This window comes from Kocuria sp. CH-021 (genome assembly GCF_049716185.1).
Classification (GTDB): Bacteria; Actinomycetota; Actinomycetes; order Actinomycetales; family Micrococcaceae; genus Kocuria; species Kocuria cellulosilytica.
In genome coordinates this window covers 1-16564 of sequence record NZ_JBNAFK010000021.1, presented here as the reverse complement: position 1 = coordinate 16564, position 16564 = coordinate 1, and the positions used below count along the sequence as shown (strand labels likewise).

Sequence of the window (16564 nt, the reverse complement as noted above, 5' to 3'; positions counted from 1 at the left end):
GGGCCCTTCCATGGTGCGCCCCCTCGGACTCGAACCGAGAACCCATTGATTAAGAGTCAATTGCTCTGCCAATTGAGCTAGAGGCGCTGGTGGTGCGGCAAGAACAGTAGCACGTCCGCGGCCCGGGGGCCGAATCGCGCCGGTCGGCGTCCGCCGTGTCCCGTCTCGCAACGAGAGAAGACTTTACCACCTCGGACCGGCTTGTCCATTCCGCGGGTCCTGCCCGTGCGACGGCCCCGGCGGCCGCCGCGTCTACCATGGCCGTCATGGCCTCCGCACCGACGTCCGCGCCGTCCACCCCGTCCGTCCCGCTCTCCGCGCTGCGCGTGGTCTCCCTCCCCGAGCAGGAGCTCGTGGACCACCTGAGCGCCCGTGTGCCGGGCTTCCGCTGCGTCCTCTGGGACATGGCCGGCGACCCGGTCGGGGCCCGCGCCGACGAGATCGACGTGGCGGTGGCCCCCGTCGCCGGTCCCTGGATCGAGGCCCTCCCGGCCGCGACGCGCCTGCGCCTCGTGCAGCTGCAGACCACAGGCTTCGACGGCGTGCCGGAGGCCGTCGGCCCCGGCCTCGCGATCTCGAGCGCGGGCTGGGTGCACGCGGCCGGCACCGCCGAGCTGGCCCTGGGCCTGATCCTCGCCGCCCAGCGTGAGCTCGACCGCGCCGTGCTGCAGCAGCACGACGGCGTCTGGCGCCGCTTCGCGACCCGCAGCCTGGCCGACAGCCGCGTCCTGGTGCTGGGCGTGGGCGAGATCGGCTCCGCCGTGGTCGACCGGCTGCTCCCCTTCGAGGTCGAGGTGACGCGCGTGGCCTCCCGGGCCCGCACCGACGAGCGCGGCCCCGTGCACGGGGCCGACGAGCTGCCCGGGCTGCTGCCGGACACGGACGTGCTCGTGCTGGCCCTGCCCGCGAGCCCGGCGACGGACGGGCTCGTCGACGCCCGCGTGCTGTCCCTGCTCCCCGACGACGCCCTGGTGGTCAACGTGGGCCGCGGCCGCGTGGTGGACACCCCCGCGCTCACCGAGGAGGTGGTGTCCGGGCGGCTCCGCTGCGCGCTGGACGTCGTCGAGCCCGAGCCCCTCCCCGGCGACCACCCGCTGTTCCGCGCCCCCGGGGCCGTCCTCACCCCGCACACCGGTGGTTCCTGCACCTCGTACCGCCCTCGCGTGCGGCGGCTGCTGCGGACCCAGCTCGAGCGGATCGCCGCGGGGGAGCGGCCCCTCTTCCTGCAGCAGGAGGGCCGGCTCGACGTCCCGGCGCCCGGGAACCGGTAGCCCGGACGTGCCGTGTCTCACATCGTGGGACACGGAGTCCGAAGATTGACACACTCGGGCGGGCGGCAGAGCATGGGAGCATGCAACTCAGCCACGGTGTCGTCCAGCTCACGGTACGCGTCCTCGTCGGACGCGGGGCCTGAGCCGACGACCGGTCGAGCGCACGGGCCCTGTCGCACCTCCCGGTGCCGCGAGGGCCCTTTTTCTTGCCCGGCGCCCACGGCGGAGCGACGTCCCCGCCGGAACAGAACCACCCAGACCAGAAGGACTGCTGACATGAGCAAGGGACAGCCGATCAGCCCAGCGCTGATGGCCACCAAGCGCGCGGAGACCGCCGCCGACCACCGGCCCCCCGGGGCCCCGGAGAAGTCCGTCCCCGCGGTCCCGTCCGTCATGGGCCCCAGCAACACGGTGGCTCCCACGGAGATGACCGGCTCCCAGGCCGTGATCCGGGCGCTCGAGGAGCTCGGCGTGACCGACGTCTTCGGCCTGCCCGGCGGCGCCATCCTGCCCACCTACGACCCGCTCATGGACACGGACAGGATCAACCACATCCTGGTCCGCCACGAGCAGGGCGCCGGGCACGCCGCTGAGGGCTACGCCCTCGCCTCGGGCCGCGTGGGCGTGTGCATCGCGACGTCCGGGCCCGGCGCCACGAATCTCGTCACCGCCCTCGCGGATGCGCACATGGACTCGATCCCCATGGTCGCGATCACCGGGCAGGTCTCGTCCAAGGTGATCGGCTCCGACGCCTTCCAGGAGGCGGACATCGTCGGGATGACGATGCCGGTGACCAAGCACTCCTACCTGGTGACCCACGCCGAGGACATCCCCCGCGTGCTCGCCGAGGCCTTCCACCTGGCCTCGACCGGCCGCCCCGGCCCGGTGCTGGTGGACATCGCCAAGGACGCGCAGCAGGACACCATGACGTTCTCCTGGCCGCCCCGGATGGACCTGCCCGGCTACCGGCCCGTGACCCGCGGGCACGCGAAGCAGATCCGGGAGGCCGCGAAGCTCATCGCGGCCGCCCAGCGGCCCGTGCTGTACGTGGGCGGCGGGACGATGCGCGCCGACGCGGCCGCCGAGCTCATGGAGCTGGCCGAGCTGACCGGCGCGCCCGTGGTGACCACGCTGACGGCACGGGGCGTGTTCCCGGACTCCCACGAGCAGAACCTCGGGATGCCCGGCATGCACGGCACCGTCCCGGCCGTGTACTCGATGCAGCAGGCCGACCTGCTCGTGACCCTCGGCGCGCGCTTCGACGACCGCGTCACCGGCCACCTGGAGACCTTCGCGCCCACGGCCAAGATCATCCACGCGGACATCGACCCCGCCGAGATCTCCAAGAACCGCACCGCCGACGTCCCGATCGTGGGCGACGTCAAGGAGATCCTGCCGGACCTCGTGGTCGCCGTGCGCCAGGAGTTCGAGCGCAGCGGCAGCCCCGACCTCTCCGCGTGGTGGACCGCGCTGAGCAGCCTGCAGGCGACCTATCCGCTGGGCTACCCCAAGCCGGCCGACGGCCTGGGCTCGCCGCAGCACGTGATCGAGCGGATCTCCGCCCTGACCGGGCCCGAGGCCGTCTACGTCTCCGGCGTGGGCCAGCACCAGATGTGGAGCTCGCACTTCGTGCAGTACGAGCGCCCCCGCCAGTGGCTGAACTCCGCCGGGCTGGGGACCATGGGCTTCGCCGTGCCGGCCGCGATGGGCGCCAAGGTCTCCCAGCCCGACCGCGTGGTCTGGGCGATCGACGGCGACGGCTGCTTCCAGATGACCAACCAGGAGCTCGCCACCTGCACGATCAACAAGATCCCGATCAAGGTGGCGGTCATCAACAACTCCTCGCTGGGCATGGTGCGCCAGTGGCAGACGCTGTTCTACGACGGCCGGTACTCCAACACCGACCTGAACACCGGCCACGACAGCATCATGGTGCCGGACTTCGTCAAGCTCGCCGACGCCTACGGGTGCGCCGCCCTGCGCTGCACCCGCGACGAGGACGTCGACGACGTCATCCGGCAGGCCCTCGAGATCAACGACCGCCCCGTGGTGATCGACTTCGTGGTCTCCGCGGACGCGATGGTGTGGCCGATGGTGCCCTCCGGCGTGTCCAACGACCAGATCCAGATCGCCCGCAACATGACCCCCGACTGGGACGAGGAGGACTGACCATGAGCCGACACACCCTCTCCGTGCTGGTCGAGGACAAGCCGGGCGTGCTGACCCGGGTGGCCGGACTGTTCGCGCGCCGCGCCTTCAACATCGACTCGCTCGCCGTGGGACCCACGGAGCTCGACGGCGTCTCCCGCATCACCGTGGTGGTGGACGCCGAGGGCGAGCTGCTCGAACAGGTCACCAAGCAGCTGAACAAGCTCATCAACGTCATCAAGATCGTCGAGCTGACCCCCGAGTCGTCGGTGCAGCGCGACCACATCATGGTCAAGGTCCGCGCCGACGCCGCAACCCGTCTGCAGGTCACCCAAGCCGCGGACCTGTTCCGGGCCACCGTTGTCGACGTCTCCACCGAGTCGCTCGTCATCGAGGCCACCGGCGCCCCGGAGAAGCTCCGGGCGCTGCTGGACATCCTGGAGCCGTTCGGCGTCCGCGAGATCGTCCGGGCCGGTACGCTGGCCCTCGGACGTGGTCCCAAGTCGATGAGCGACCGCGCCCTGCGCCACTGACGCCCCCGGGCGGCGGTGGACGCGGGCGCCCGGCCCACAGACACCCCAACCACCTCGCGGCGGCGCAACCGCCGCGCCCACCCATGCTTCAAGGAGACAATCCCATGGCAGAGATCTTCTACGACGACGACGCCGACCTCTCGATCATCCAGGACCGCTCCGTGGCCGTCATCGGCTACGGCTCCCAGGGCCACGCCCACGCGCTGAACCTGCGCGACTCCGGCGTGGACGTGCGCATCGGCCTCGCCGAGGGCTCGCGGTCCCGGGCCAAGGCCGAGGCCGAGGGCCTGCGGGTGCTCACCGTCGCGGACGCCGTCAAGGAAGCCGACGTCATCATGATCCTGACCCCCGACCAGGTCCAGCGCCACGTCTACGCCGAGTCCATCGCCCCGAACCTGGAGCAGGGCGACGCCCTGTTCTTCGCCCACGGCTTCAACATCCGCTTCGGCTACATCGAGGCCCCGGAGGGCGTCGACGTGGTCATGGTCGCCCCGAAGGGCCCGGGCCACACCGTGCGCCGCGAGTTCGAGGCCGGCCGTGCCGTGCCCGCCCTCGTGGCCGTGGAGAAGGACGCCTCCGGCAAGGCCCTCGAGCTGGGCCTGTCCTACGCCAAGGGCATCGGCGGCACCCGTGCGGGCGTCATCAAGACGACGTTCACCGAGGAGACCGAGTCGGACCTGTTCGGCGAGCAGGCGGTCCTGTGCGGCGGCATGTCGCACCTGGTCCAGTACGGCTTCGAGACGCTGACCGAGGCCGGCTACCAGCCCGAGATCGCCTACTTCGAGGTGCTGCACGAGCTCAAGCTCATCGTGGACCTCATGGTCGAGGGCGGCATCGCCAAGCAGCGCTGGTCCATCTCGGACACCGCCGAGTACGGCGACTACGTCTCCGGCCCCCGGGTGATCAACCCCGCGGTCAAGGAGAACATGAAGGCCGTGCTGGCCGACATCCAGGACGGCACCTTCGCCAAGCGCTTCATCGAGGACCAGGACAACGGGGGCGCCGAGTTCAAGAAGCTGCGCGAGAAGGAGGAGTCCCACCCGATCGAGGTCACCGGCCGGGAGCTGCGCAAGCTCTTCGCGTGGACCTCCCCGGACGCCGACTACGTCGAGGGCACCGCCGCCCGCTGATCCGCGCCCGCCCCGCCGCCGCGAGCGGTGCCGGGACACCGGCCGAGGGGCCGCGACCGCACGGAATGCGCCGAGCACTCCGTGCGGACGCGGCCCCTCGCCGCGTCCGGGCCCTGCCCCGAGGGCGGAAGCGGCCGCCGCGCGCCCCGGGCGGTGACCGGGCTCAGCCCTGCCGCACGACCGGCACGCCCTCGGAGGGCTGGACGACGACGAAGCCCGGGCCGGAGAAGGCGAGCTGGAACGACTCGCCGGAGCCCCCGCGCAGCAGCGAGCCCATCGACAGGTCGTTCTGGATCCCGGGCACGAGGTTCGCCGACCACGCCACCGCGGCCTGCGGGTCCACGAACGTGGGCTGCCCGGAGCAGTCGAGGATCATGGGCGGGCCGTCCGAGCACAGGGCGAGCACGCCGTGGCCGGAGAGCTCCAGGTTGAACAGCCCGCCGGCCATCAGCCCCGCCCCGCCCACCCGCCGGATGTCCCAGGCCAGGGTGTCGTCGAAGGCCAGCAGGGACGCGCTGCCGACACTGATGGCCTCGCCCTCGAGCAGGACGGTGAACACGTGGCGCGCCTTCCGGGCGAAGAACACCTCGCCCTCGCCCGAGACCCGCATCATGGGGGCGTCCTCGCTGGTCAGCACCTTCTTCATGAGCTTGCCGATGGAGCCGGCGCCCTCGTGCCGGAAGCTCATCCGGCCCTGGTAGGCGACCATGGCGCCCTTGGTGGCGACGACGTCGGGGCCCAGGCCCACGCGCAGCATCCGGTCGGACTGCCGTGTCCAGCGCTCCCGGCTCTGCTGCTCGAAGTGGTCCTGGGCGAAGAGCTCGCTGCGCACGGTGGCCTCCCGGGGTGCTCGGTGCTCGCTGTCCCCACCATCGTGGCACCGGCGGCCCGGGCCCGCACCCTCCCGGAGGTCGGTAGAGTGGAGGCCGTGACTTCCTCCCACCGCACCCCGTACTACATCACCACGGCCATCGCGTACCCCAACGGCACCCCGCACATCGGGCACGCCTACGAGGTCATCGCGACCGACGTCATGGCCCGGTTCAAGCGGCTGGACGGCTACGACGTCCGCTTCCTGACCGGCACCGACGAGCACGGCCAGAAGATGCAGCAGACCGCGGAGAAGGAGGGCCTCACGGCCCGGGAGCTCGCGGACCGCAACTCGGCGCGCTTCCGGGAGATGGACGACGCCCTGAACATCTCCTACGACCGCTTCATCCGCACCACGGACGCCGACCACTACGCGGCGTCGGCGGCCATCTGGCGGCGGATGGAGGAGGCGGGGGACATCTACCTCGGCAAGTACGCCGGCTGGTACTCCGTGCGCGACGAGGCGTTCTACGGCGAGGACGAGACCGAGGTCCGGGAGGACGGGGTGCGGTGCTCGACGGGCACCGGCACGGAGGTCACCTGGACCGAGGAGGAGTCCTACTTCTTCCGCCTCTCCGCCTACCAGGACCGGCTGCTGGCCCTCTACGAGCAGGAGGGCTTCGTCTTCCCCGAGACCCGCCGCAACGAGGTCGCCTCGTTCGTGCGCTCGGGGCTGGAGGACCTCTCGATCTCCCGCACCACCTTCGACTGGGGCGTGCCCGTGCCCGGCGACCCGGACCACGTCATGTACGTGTGGGTGGACGCCCTCACCAACTACCTCACCGGGGTGGGCTTCCCGGAGACCGACGCCGAGACGTTCCGGCGGTACTGGCCGGCCGACGCCCACGTGATCGGCAAGGACATCGCCCGCTTCCACGCCGTGTACTGGCCGGCGTTCCTGATGTCCGCCGGACTGCCGCTGCCCCGGCGCGTCTTCGCCCACGGCTTCCTCTTCAACCAGGGCGAGAAGATGTCCAAGTCCGTGGGCAACGTCATCGACCCGCACGCCCTCGTGGCCGAGTACGGCCTCGACCCGCTGCGCTTCTTCCTGCTGCGCGAGGTGCCGTTCGGCCAGGACGGCAGCTACTCGCACGACGGGATCAAGAGCCGGATCAACTCCGACCTCGCCAACGACCTCGGCAACCTCGCCCAGCGCTCGCTGTCGATGGTCGCCAAGAACTGCGAGGGCCGGGTCCCCGTGCCGGGGGAGCTCACCCCCGAGGACCACGCCATGCTCGCCGCCGCGGCCGGGCTCTACGCGCCGGTGCGCGCCGAGTTCGACGAGCAGCAGTTCCACCGGGCGCTCGAGCGGATCTGGCGGGTGGTCGCCGAGGCCAACCGGTACTTCACGGCCATGGAGCCCTGGAAGCTGCGCAAGACCGACGCCGAGCGGATGGCCACCGTGCTGTGGGTGACGCTCGAGGTGGTGCGCGTGGTCGGCGTCCTCGTGCAGCCCGTGATGCCGGACGCCGCCGCCCGGCTGCTCGACGTGCTCGGCCAGGAGGAGGGCGAGGCCCGCCTGTTCACCGCCCTGGGCACGCCCCTGGCCGCCGGCACGGAGCTGCCCCGGCCCGTCCCGGTGTTCCCGCGCTACGAGGAGCCCGCGGCGCTGCAGGCCTGAGCCGGCCCGTCCGTCCACCATGTGAGACGTCCGTCCACTCCGTGGTCGGACGGGTCGTCGTGCTCCTATCCTGGGGCCATGAGCCAGCCGACGCCCGCAGCAGCCCCCGCCCACCTGAAGATCGCCCTCGTGCCCGGTGACGGCATCGGCCCCGAGGTCGTGGCCGAGGCGGAGAAGGTCCTCGACGCCGTCACCGCCGCGGCCGGCGTCACCGTGGAGAAGCGGGAGTTCGGTCTCGGCGCCCAGCACTGGCTGGAGACGGGGGAGACCCTCACCGGCCGGACGCTGGCCGAGCTGCGGGCCTACGACGCCATCCTGTTCGGCGCCGTCGGCGCCGCCCCCGGCGACCGGCGGGTCCCGTCCGGGATCATCGAGCGCGACGTGCTGCTGAGGATGCGCTTCAGCCTCGACCACTTCGTCAACCTCCGCCCGTCCAAGCTCTTCCCGGGCACCACCAGCCCGCTCTCCGACCCGGGGGACATCGACTTCGTGGTGGTGCGCGAGGGCACCGAGGGCCCCTACGCGGGCAACGGCGGGGTGCTGCGGGGCGGCACCGACGCCGAGATCGCCACGGAGGTCTCGCTCAACACCGCGTACGGCGTCCGCCGGCTGGTGCGCTACGCCTTCGAGCTCGCCGCCGCCCGCGAGCGCAAGCGGCTGACCCTCGTGCACAAGCACAACGTGCTCGTCCACGCGGGCCGGCTCTACGCCCGCCTCGTCGAGGAGATCGGCGCCGAGTTCCCCGACGTCGCCGTCGACTACCTGCACGTGGACGCGGCCACGATCTTCCTCACGACCGACCCGGCACGCTTCGACGTCATCGTCACCGACAACCTCTTCGGGGACATCCTCACCGACCTCGCCGGGGCGGTGACGGGCGGCATCGGCCTGGCCCCGGCCGGCAACATCAACGCGGACCGCACCGCGCCCTCGATGTTCGAGCCCGTCCACGGCTCCGCCCCGGACATCGCGGGACAGCAGAGGGCGAACCCCGTGGCGGCGATCCTCGCGACCGCCATGATGCTGGAGCACCTCGGCCACCCCGGACCGGCCGCCCGGATCGAGACCGCGGTCGAGCAGGACCTCGCCGCGCACGGCAACGAGACCCGCACCACCGCCCAGGTGGGGGACGGCGTGCTCGACGCCCTCGCCTGAGCGGGCCCGCCCGTCCTCCGGGGATAGGCTGGGGCACGGAAACAACAGCTGAGCCCCGCGTGCCGGTCGCCACGGGGTCGACCTCGCAGGGAGACGCAGTGACCACACAGCCCACCACCTTCGCCCACCGCCTCAGCCAGGACCCGGTCCCGGAGGAGGTGCGGGCCGCCATCCTCGCCGATCCGGGCTTCGGCACGAACTTCACCGACCACATGGTGAAGATCGACTGGTTCGGGGACGTCGAGAAGGGCACGGGGCGCTGGAGCGACCCCAGGATCGAGCCGTACGGACCGCTGGTGCTCGACCCCGCCGCGGCCGTGCTGCACTACGGCCAGGAGATCTTCGAGGGGCTCAAGGCCTACCGGCACGCGGACGGCTCCGTGTGGACGTTCCGGGCCGACGCCAACGCCGCCCGGCTGAACCGGTCCGCCCGCCGGCTGGCGCTGCCGGAGCTGCCGGAGCAGATGTTCCTGGACTCGCTGCGGGAGCTCGTCTCGGTGGACGAGCAGTGGATCCCGGACGGGGACGGCGAGTCCCTGTACCTGCGCCCGTTCATGATCGCCACGGAGGCGTTCCTGGGGGTGCGCCCGTCCCGGCAGGTGCTGTACTCGGTGATCGCCTCCCCGGCGGGGAACTACTTCGGCGGTCCGGTCAAGCCCGTGGACATCTGGCTCTCCCGGGACTACGCCCGGGCCGGGCGCGGCGGCACGGGGGCGGCCAAGTGCGGCGGCAACTACGCGGCCTCCCTGGTGGCCCAGATGGAGGGCGACGCCCACGGGTGCCAGCAGGTCATGTTCCTGGACCGCGACCGCGGGGACGCGGTCGAGGAGCTGGGCGGAATGAACGTGTTCTTCGTCTACGAGGACGGCCGCCTGGTGACGCCCGAGCTCACCGGCACGATCCTCGAGGGCGTCACGCGCCGCTCGATCATCCAGCTCGCGGAGGACCGCGGGATGCGCGTCGAGGAGCGCCGCTTCACCCTGGACGAGTGGCGCGAGGGCTGGCAGGCCGGGACCATCACCGAGGCGTTCGCGTGCGGGACCGCGGCCGTGATCACGCCCATCGGCAGGCTCCTCTCGGCCGAGGAGACCATCGGCGACGAGGCGGCCCGGCCCGGCGAGGTCACCATGGACATCCGCCGGCAGCTGCTCGAGATCCAGACGGGCCGCGCGGAGGACCCGCACGGCTGGCTGACCCGCCTGGTCTGAGCCCCCGCGGCCCCCGGCGCCGGCGCCGGGGGCCGCGCGCCCGCCCGCAGGCCGTGGGATAGCCTGGTCCCATGCGAATTGCCAGGTTCACGGTCGACAACGAGATCCACTTCGGCGCGGTGCAGGGCGCCGCCGGCGAGGAGACGGTCACCGTCCTCGCGGGCGACCCCTTCTACACCGGGATCAATCCCACCCAGCAGCGCCACGACATCGCCGACGTCCGTCTCCTGGCCCCCGTGATCCCGCGCTCCAAGATCGTGTGCGTCGGGCGCAACTACGCCGACCACGCGGCGGAGCTGGGCAACGAGCTGCCCACCTCCCCGATGCTGTTCTTCAAGCCCAACACCTCCGTCGCCGGTCCCGGCGACCCTGTGACCCTCCCCCCGTGGACCGAGCAGGTCTCCTACGAGGGCGAGCTCGCCGTCGTCGTCGGGCGGATGTGCAAGGACGTCCCGGTGGAGCGCGTGCCCGAGGTGGTCTTCGGCTACACCGCCGCCAACGACCTCACCGGCCGTGACGTGCAGAGGACCGACGGCCAGTGGGCGCGCGCCAAGGGCTTCGACGGGGCCTGCCCGCTCGGACCCTGGATCGAGACGGACCTCGACACCTCCGCCCTCGCCGTGCGCAGCCGCGTCAACGGCGAGACCAAGCAGGACGGCAACACCCGGGACATGGTCTTCGACGTCCCGTTCCTCGTCTCCTACGTCTCCCAGGCGTTCACGCTCCTGCCCGGCGACGTCATCCTCACCGGCACGCCCGCCGGCGTCGGCATCGTCGACGAGGGCGACCGGATCGAGGTGGAGGTCGAGGGCATCGGCGTCCTGCCGACCGTCCTGCGCCGCTGAGCCCCGCCCGCACCACCGCACGAGCCCGCCCGCACCCCGACCGATCCACGAAAGAGCCATGACCGACACGCCCACCGCCCCGGCCACCTCCTCCGCCCCGTCCTCGCCCGTGCGCGTGCGCTTCTGCCCGTCCCCGACGGGCACCCCGCACGTGGGGCTGATCCGCACCGCGCTGTTCAACTGGGCCCACGCCCGGCACACCGGCGGCACCATGGTCTTCCGCGTCGAGGACACCGACACCGAGCGGGACTCGGAGGAGAGCTACCAGCAGCTGCTCGAGGCGCTGGCCTGGCTGGGGATCGACTGGGACGAGGGCGTCGAGACCGGCGGCCCGCACGCGCCGTACCGGCAGTCGCAGCGCCTGGACGTCTACCGGCAGGTGGCGGACCGGCTCCGCGAGCACGGAGCCGTCTACGAGGCGTACTCCACCCCGGAGGAGGTCGAGGCCCGGCACCGCGCGGCCGGGCGCGACCCCAAGCTCGGCTACGACAACTTCGACCGCGACCTCACCGAGGAGCAGATCGCGGCGTTCCGCGCCGAGGGCCGGGAGCCCGTGCTGCGGCTGCGGATGCCGGACGAGGACATCGTGCTCCAGGACATGATCCGCGGCGAGATCGTCTTCCGGGCCGGGTCCATCCCGGACTACGTGGTGGTGCGCGCCAACGGCCAGCCGCTGTACACGCTCACCAACCCCGTGGACGACGCCCTCATGGAGATCACCCACGTGCTGCGCGGCGAGGACCTGCTCTCCTCGACGCCGCGCCAGATCGCGCTGTTCCGGGTGCTGGTGGAGATCGGCTTCGCGAAGTACGTGCCCGAGTACGGCCACCTGCCCTACGTCATGGGCGAGGGCAACAAGAAGCTGTCGAAGCGCGACCCCGAGTCCAGCCTCTTCCACCTCAAGGACAGCGGGTTCATCCCCGAGGGCCTGCTCAACTACCTGGCCCTGCTCGGCTGGTCCCTGTCCGCGGACGAGGACGTCTTCACCGTGGAGCAGCTCGTGGAGCACTTCGACGTCCACGACGTCCTGGCCAACCCCGCACGGTTCGACCTCAAGAAGGCCACCGCCATCAACGGCACCCACGTCCGCCGGCTCGACCCGGAGGACTTCCGCGACCGGCTGATCCCGTACCTGCAGGCCGGCGGCGTGCTGGGGGAGCCCCTGGACGAGCGTCGCCGGGAGATCCTCGACCGGGCGGCGCCCCTGGTCCAGGAGCGGATGAACCTGCTCGGCGAGGCCCCCGAGCTGCTGTCCTTCCTCTTCGCCGGCGACGACGAGATCGAGGTGGCCGACGACGCCCGCAAGCAGCTCAAGGACTCCGCCGGCGACGTGCTCCGGGCGGCGCTCGCCGCCCTGGAGCCCCTCGAGGACTGGAGCGCCGCCGCGCTCGAGGCCGCGCTGCGCGAGGCCATCGTGGACGGACTGGGCATCAAGCCCCGGCTGGCCTTCGGGCCGGTCCGCATCGCGGTGTCCGGGCGGCGGATCTCCCCGCCGCTGTTCGAGTCCCTCGAGATCCTCGGCAAGGACTCCTCCCTGACCCGTCTGCGCGCGCTCGCCGCCCAGCTCGGCTGAACGCCCGTCCGCCCGGCGACGACGGTCCGGGTCACCCTCCGCGGACGGTGGCCCGGACCGTCGTCGTCATCTGCGCGCACCCCGCGCCTCCGGCGTAGCCTGGAGCACGGGGGCGATCACGATGGAACCGACCGACGACCAGATCGAGGCGCTGCGCGCGGGACGCCCGCAGCACCGCAACCCGGTGCAGCGGGACACCGTCACGTGGCTGCGGACCGGGGCCGCGACGGGCGGTGAGCACGCCCTGCTGCACGTCGAGGTGGAGCCCGGCGGCGAGGTGCGCCCCCACTACCACCGCCGGTCCGGGATGCGACTGCGCGTCCTCGAGGGCACGCTGCGGGTCCAGGTCGGCCACGTCGTGCGGGACCTCGGCGCCGGGGGAGAGGCCGAGGTGCCCGAGGAGCACCTGTTCCGCTGGAAGAACCCGGCCGGGACCCCGGCCCGGTTCGTGCTCGAGGTGCGCCCCGCCCACGAGGGCTTCGAGAAGGGCCTGGCGGCCCTGTACGGGCTCGCCCGGGACGGACAGGCCCGCCCGGACGGCCGGCCGAGGAGCCTGCTGCGCACGGCCCTGCTCATCCAGTGGACGGACATCAACCTGCCGGGGATCTACCGCTGGCTCGGGCCCGTCCTCCGGGCGCTGGCGGGGATCGCCCGCCGCCGGGGGATCGACCGCGAGCTCGAGGAGCGCTACTGCCGCTGATCCCGATTTGCCGCCCCGCCGGAAGGCCGGTATAGTTTTCTTGCGTTGCGCCGGTCGACGCGGGAAACCGCCGGGCCGGGGACGACAGTGGGATATGGTGTAATTGGCAACACTACGGTTTCTGGTACCGTCATTCTAGGTTCGAGTCCTGGTATCCCAGCGCTGCTCCATCGGAACAGTACGGCCCCATCGTATAGCGGCCTAGTACGCCGCCCTCTCACGGCGGTAACGCGGGTTCGAATCCCGCTGGGGTCACCACCGCGGAACACCCCTGGACCACACGGTCCGGGGGTGTTCCCGTCTGCGCGCTCCGGGGCCCGTGCTCCGGTGCGCTGACCGGCGTCCGCAACGGGTCGCCGGACCTGGTACAGTGTACGAGGCCGGTCGCGGGGAACCGCGGTCCGGCTCGGCAGGGCCCCATCGTATAGCGGCCTAGTACGCCGCCCTCTCACGGCGGTAACGCGGGTTCGAATCCCGCTGGGGTCACCACGGACGAAGCCCCCCGGACCACACGGTCCGGGGGGCTTCGTCGTCCCCGGGCCGACCTCCTGGCACGGCCCGTCCCCGGGCCGGCCGGCTCTCCTGGCGCAGCCCGTCCCCGGGGCGGCCGGCCCTCCTGGCCCCACCCGTTCCGGACCGTGCGCCGGCGCCGGCCGCGATCAGCCGGCCGGCTGGTGCGACGGGCTCGCCCACGGGCCCCTGATCGCCAGGGTGAGGCCGGCCTGCTGCAGGTTGACGAACAGGTGGACACCGTCCTGCGAGAACACGGGGCCGCAGAACTCCGAGTCGTCGAGGTCGTTGCGGGCCAGGGCGTAGGCACGTCCCCGCTCGGTCACCCCGACCAGGTGGCTGGTGCCGTTCCCGTCCTCGGCGAGCACGAGTCCGCCCTGCGGGGAGATCGTGATGTTGTCGGGCCGCTCGAAGCGCATCTCGAGGTCCGGGTCCTCCCTGAGGCCGAAGAGCACGGTCAGGACGACCGTCCCGGCGGCCGGATCGTGGAACCACACCTGACCGTTGTGGACGTGCCGGTCCGGGGTCCGACCGGTCCCGCCGTCCCCCTCCGGCCCGTCCGGGGCCTCCGCGTAGCTGGAGACGAAGTAGACGCCGTCGTCGTTCCACCACTGCCCCTCGAGCTTGTGCGCACGGGTGACGGCGTCGTCGTCGAACTGCCGGCGCACGGACTCGTCCTGCCCGTCGCGGTCGGGGACGTCGATCCACTCGACGTCGTAGCGGGTTCCCACGGCGGTCGCCTCCGCCAGGTCCCGGACCACGGTCCCCTCCGCGAGGCACCGCATCGCCTGCAGCCGGCCGGCGACGTCGCCGCCCTCCGACTCCGCGAGCTCGCGCAGCGCGTGGCGCCCCGGGACGAACCCGGACGGCGGCGTCCAGCGGAGGTAGAGCCCGCTGGGGTCCCCGGCGTCCTCCGTCAGGTAGATCCGGGTGGTGGACGGGTCGACCGCCACGGCCTCGTGCGAGTAGCGGCCCAGGAACTTCAGGGGCACCGGCGACCTGCCGAGATTGGCCTCGCGGCTGTCCGGATCGACCTCGAACACGTAGCCGTGGTCCAGGGTGAGGCCGTCGTCGCCGGCTCGCGCGCTCGTCTCCTCGCAGCTCAGCCACGTGCCCCAGGGAGTGACGCCGCCGGCGCAGTTGTTCACGGTCCCGGCCAGCGACGTGTACTGGGACGTCCGGCGGCCATCGGCGTCGACGACCAGGGTGGACGTGCCGCCGGACGCGCCGGGGTCGTAGACGAGTCCCTCCACCGTGGGCACCGCGTGCGGCTCGGTGCCGTTGTTCTCGTGGTTGCAGATCAGCACGGTGCCGCCCCCGGGGCCGCCGAAGACCCCCATGCCGTCGGGGTCGGACGGGTGCGTGCCGTCGGACGTCGGGCTCACGCCGGACCGGGCGAGCACCGTGTAGGAGAACCCGCTCGGCAGGGCGAGAACGCCGTCGGGGTCCGCGATCAGCGGGCCGTAGCCGACCGCCGCGCGGGTCGTGGGGTGGTCGGTGCGACCGCACGAGGCCAGACCCCCGAGGCCCGCGACCGCGAGACCCAGGGCCCCGGTGCCGAGGAAGCCGCGGCGGGAGAGCGGAGGGCGCATGGAACGGCTCCTCGGTCGGGGACGGACGGCCGGCCGGGCGCACCGGCCCGGTGCTGATCACGCTAGTGACGACCGTGGCGACGCGGCACCCTTTGACGCCGGGTGACGGGCAGTGGGAGACCCTCAGGCACTAAGCAGGCTTACACTCCGGCTTCCGCACTGCTAGGTTGGCAGGGCGGCCCAGGGCCGTCGCCGAGACCGACCCCGGGACGAGGGAGCGCAGCATGGACGAGAACTACGACGTGGTCGTCGTCGGCGGGGGACCGGCCGGCCTCGCCGGCGCCCTGTGCCTGGCCCGCGCCCGGCGTTCGGTCCTCGTGGTGGACGCCGGGGCCCCGCGCAACGACCCCGCCGAGCACGTGCACAACTACCTCGGCCGGGACGGCGACGCCCCGGGCGCGCTGCTGGCCGACGGGCGCGCCGAGATCACCGGCTACGGCGCCGACGTCGTCGACGGCACCGTCGTCTCCGCGCGGGCGGGCGGGGAGGACGGGCACGGCCCGCGGTTCGTCCTGACGCTCGAGGACGGCCGGTCCGTGCGGGCACGACGGGTGCTGATCACCACCGGGCTCACCGACGAGCTGCCGGACGTCCCCGGTCTGGCGCAGCGGTGGGGGCGCGACGTCATCCACTGTCCCTACTGCCACGGCTGGGAGTGGCGGGACGAGCCGCTGGCGGTCCTGGGCACGGGGCCCACGGCGGTGCAGCAGGCGCAGCTGTTCCGGCAGTGGAGCCACGACGTCACGCTCGTGCAGCACACCGCCCCGGACCCCGACGACGACGAGCGCGCGCAGCTGTCAGCCCTCGGCATCGAGTGCGTGGCGGGGGAGGTGTCGGGCGTCGAGGTGGCCGGCGACCGGATCACCGGCCTGCGGCTGGTCTCGGGGGACCTGGTGCCCTGCCGTGCCGTGGTGGTCGTGCCCCGGTTCACGGTCCGGTCCGACCTCATCGACTCCCTGGCCCTGGACACGGCGCAGGAGGAGGAGAAGGGCCACGCGGTCGGCAGCTACGTGCCCTCGGCGCCCACCGGGGGCACGGACGTGCCGGGGGTCTACGTGGCGGGCAACGTCTCGGACCTGCACGCCCAGGTCCTGGCCGCGGCGGCCGCCGGGCTCAAGACCGGCACGGCCCTCAACACCGACCTGCTGGCCGAGGACCTCGACCGTGCGCGCACCGGCCACGGCGGGACGTGACCGGCCCTGCCGCGCGGAGGCGGAACCGCGAGGAGCGGACGCGCCGGGCCCGCAGCGCCGCCGCCGCGCCGAAGGAGCTGCGGCGGAGCTCCTGAGGCACGCGGCGGCGCCGCCCCCCCCGGGCCCGCCCCCGGCCGCGGGGCCCGGGCGCCCCCCCCCCGCGCGCCGCCCCGTTTGGGCCGGCCAGGGCCGCCGCCACCCCGCCCCCCCCCGGG

The 16564-nt window shown here is 72.7% G+C and carries 13 protein-coding genes and 4 tRNA genes; 14 read left to right on the top strand and 3 right to left on the bottom strand.

Features of this window, described 5'->3' with window-relative positions; translation table 11 throughout:
* Nucleotides 1-11: 11 nt before the first annotated feature.
* Nucleotides 12-87, bottom strand: a tRNA-Lys gene (locus ACPYN7_RS14775).
* Between the two features lie 170 nt (nt 88-257).
* On the opposite strand from ACPYN7_RS14775, the gene ACPYN7_RS14770 reads away from it, so the two are divergent.
* The 4 genes from ACPYN7_RS14770 to ilvC all read left to right on the top strand — a co-directional run bounded on the left by ACPYN7_RS14770 (nt 258) and on the right by ilvC (nt 5082).
* Complete coding sequence (locus ACPYN7_RS14770; RefSeq protein WP_082697138.1) at nt 258-1271, top strand: NAD(P)-dependent oxidoreductase; 1014 nt, start codon at nt 258-260, stop codon at nt 1269-1271.
* 276 nt (nt 1272-1547) lie between these two features.
* Nucleotides 1548-3440: an acetolactate synthase large subunit gene (locus tag ACPYN7_RS14765; RefSeq protein WP_058874673.1), complete on the top strand. Its 1893-nt coding sequence runs from the start codon at nt 1548-1550 to the stop codon at nt 3438-3440.
* A gap of 2 nt (nt 3441-3442) precedes the next feature.
* Nucleotides 3443-3952: an acetolactate synthase small subunit gene (gene ilvN / locus ACPYN7_RS14760; RefSeq protein ID WP_058874672.1), complete on the top strand. Its 510-nt coding sequence runs from the start codon at nt 3443-3445 to the stop codon at nt 3950-3952.
* Nucleotides 3953-4056: 104 nt separating this feature from the next.
* On the top strand, nt 4057-5082 hold the full coding sequence (gene ilvC, locus ACPYN7_RS14755; RefSeq protein WP_424348166.1) for a ketol-acid reductoisomerase: 1026 nt from the start codon (nt 4057-4059) through the stop codon (nt 5080-5082).
* Between the two features lie 163 nt (nt 5083-5245).
* Here the strand turns inward: ilvC and ACPYN7_RS14750 are convergent, their stop codons facing one another.
* Nucleotides 5246-5914 carry an AIM24 family protein gene (locus ACPYN7_RS14750; protein ID WP_424348165.1) on the bottom strand — a complete coding sequence of 223 codons (669 nt, stop codon included), beginning with the start codon at nt 5912-5914 and terminating at the stop codon, nt 5246-5248.
* A gap of 96 nt (nt 5915-6010) precedes the next feature.
* Here ACPYN7_RS14750 and metG point away from each other — a divergent pair, with 96 nt between their 5' ends.
* The 9 genes from metG (at nt 6011) to ACPYN7_RS14705 (ending at nt 13543) form a co-directional block, all read left to right on the top strand.
* Nucleotides 6011-7573, top strand: a complete 1563-nt coding sequence (metG, locus tag ACPYN7_RS14745) for a methionine--tRNA ligase (RefSeq protein ID WP_058874827.1) — start codon at nt 6011-6013, stop codon at nt 7571-7573.
* A 78-nt stretch (nt 7574-7651) separates the two neighbouring features.
* Nucleotides 7652-8728: a 3-isopropylmalate dehydrogenase gene (locus tag ACPYN7_RS14740; protein ID WP_058874669.1), complete on the top strand. Its 1077-nt coding sequence runs from the start codon at nt 7652-7654 to the stop codon at nt 8726-8728.
* 98 nt (nt 8729-8826) lie between these two features.
* On the top strand, nt 8827-9936 hold the full coding sequence (locus tag ACPYN7_RS14735) for a branched-chain amino acid aminotransferase (protein ID WP_424348164.1): 1110 nt from the start codon (nt 8827-8829) through the stop codon (nt 9934-9936).
* 71 nt (nt 9937-10007) lie between these two features.
* Nucleotides 10008-10781, top strand: coding sequence for a fumarylacetoacetate hydrolase family protein (locus ACPYN7_RS14730; RefSeq protein WP_058874667.1), 774 nt, complete (start codon nt 10008-10010; stop codon nt 10779-10781).
* 58 nt (nt 10782-10839) lie between these two features.
* Nucleotides 10840-12354 (top strand): glutamate--tRNA ligase, encoded by a 1515-nt coding sequence (gene gltX, locus ACPYN7_RS14725; protein ID WP_424348163.1) that lies wholly within the window; start codon nt 10840-10842, stop codon nt 12352-12354.
* Nucleotides 12355-12475: 121 nt separating this feature from the next.
* On the top strand, nt 12476-13054 hold the full coding sequence (locus ACPYN7_RS14720) for a cupin domain-containing protein (protein WP_424348162.1): 579 nt from the start codon (nt 12476-12478) through the stop codon (nt 13052-13054).
* 88 nt (nt 13055-13142) lie between these two features.
* Nucleotides 13143-13214, top strand: a tRNA-Gln gene (locus ACPYN7_RS14715).
* 22 nt (nt 13215-13236) lie between these two features.
* Nucleotides 13237-13312 (top strand) — tRNA-Glu (locus tag ACPYN7_RS14710).
* Between the two features lie 155 nt (nt 13313-13467).
* A tRNA-Glu gene (locus ACPYN7_RS14705) sits at nt 13468-13543 on the top strand.
* Nucleotides 13544-13713: 170 nt separating this feature from the next.
* Here ACPYN7_RS14705 and ACPYN7_RS14700 read toward each other — a convergent pair.
* Nucleotides 13714-15156 carry an alkaline phosphatase PhoX gene (locus tag ACPYN7_RS14700; protein ID WP_424348161.1) on the bottom strand — a complete coding sequence of 481 codons (1443 nt, stop codon included), beginning with the start codon at nt 15154-15156 and terminating at the stop codon, nt 13714-13716.
* Between the two features lie 224 nt (nt 15157-15380).
* Between ACPYN7_RS14700 and ACPYN7_RS14695 the strand changes: the two genes are divergently transcribed.
* Entirely contained in the window at nt 15381-16349 is a 969-nt protein-coding gene (locus ACPYN7_RS14695) for an NAD(P)/FAD-dependent oxidoreductase (RefSeq protein ID WP_424348160.1), read from the top strand.
* Nucleotides 16350-16564: the final 215 nt, after the last annotated feature.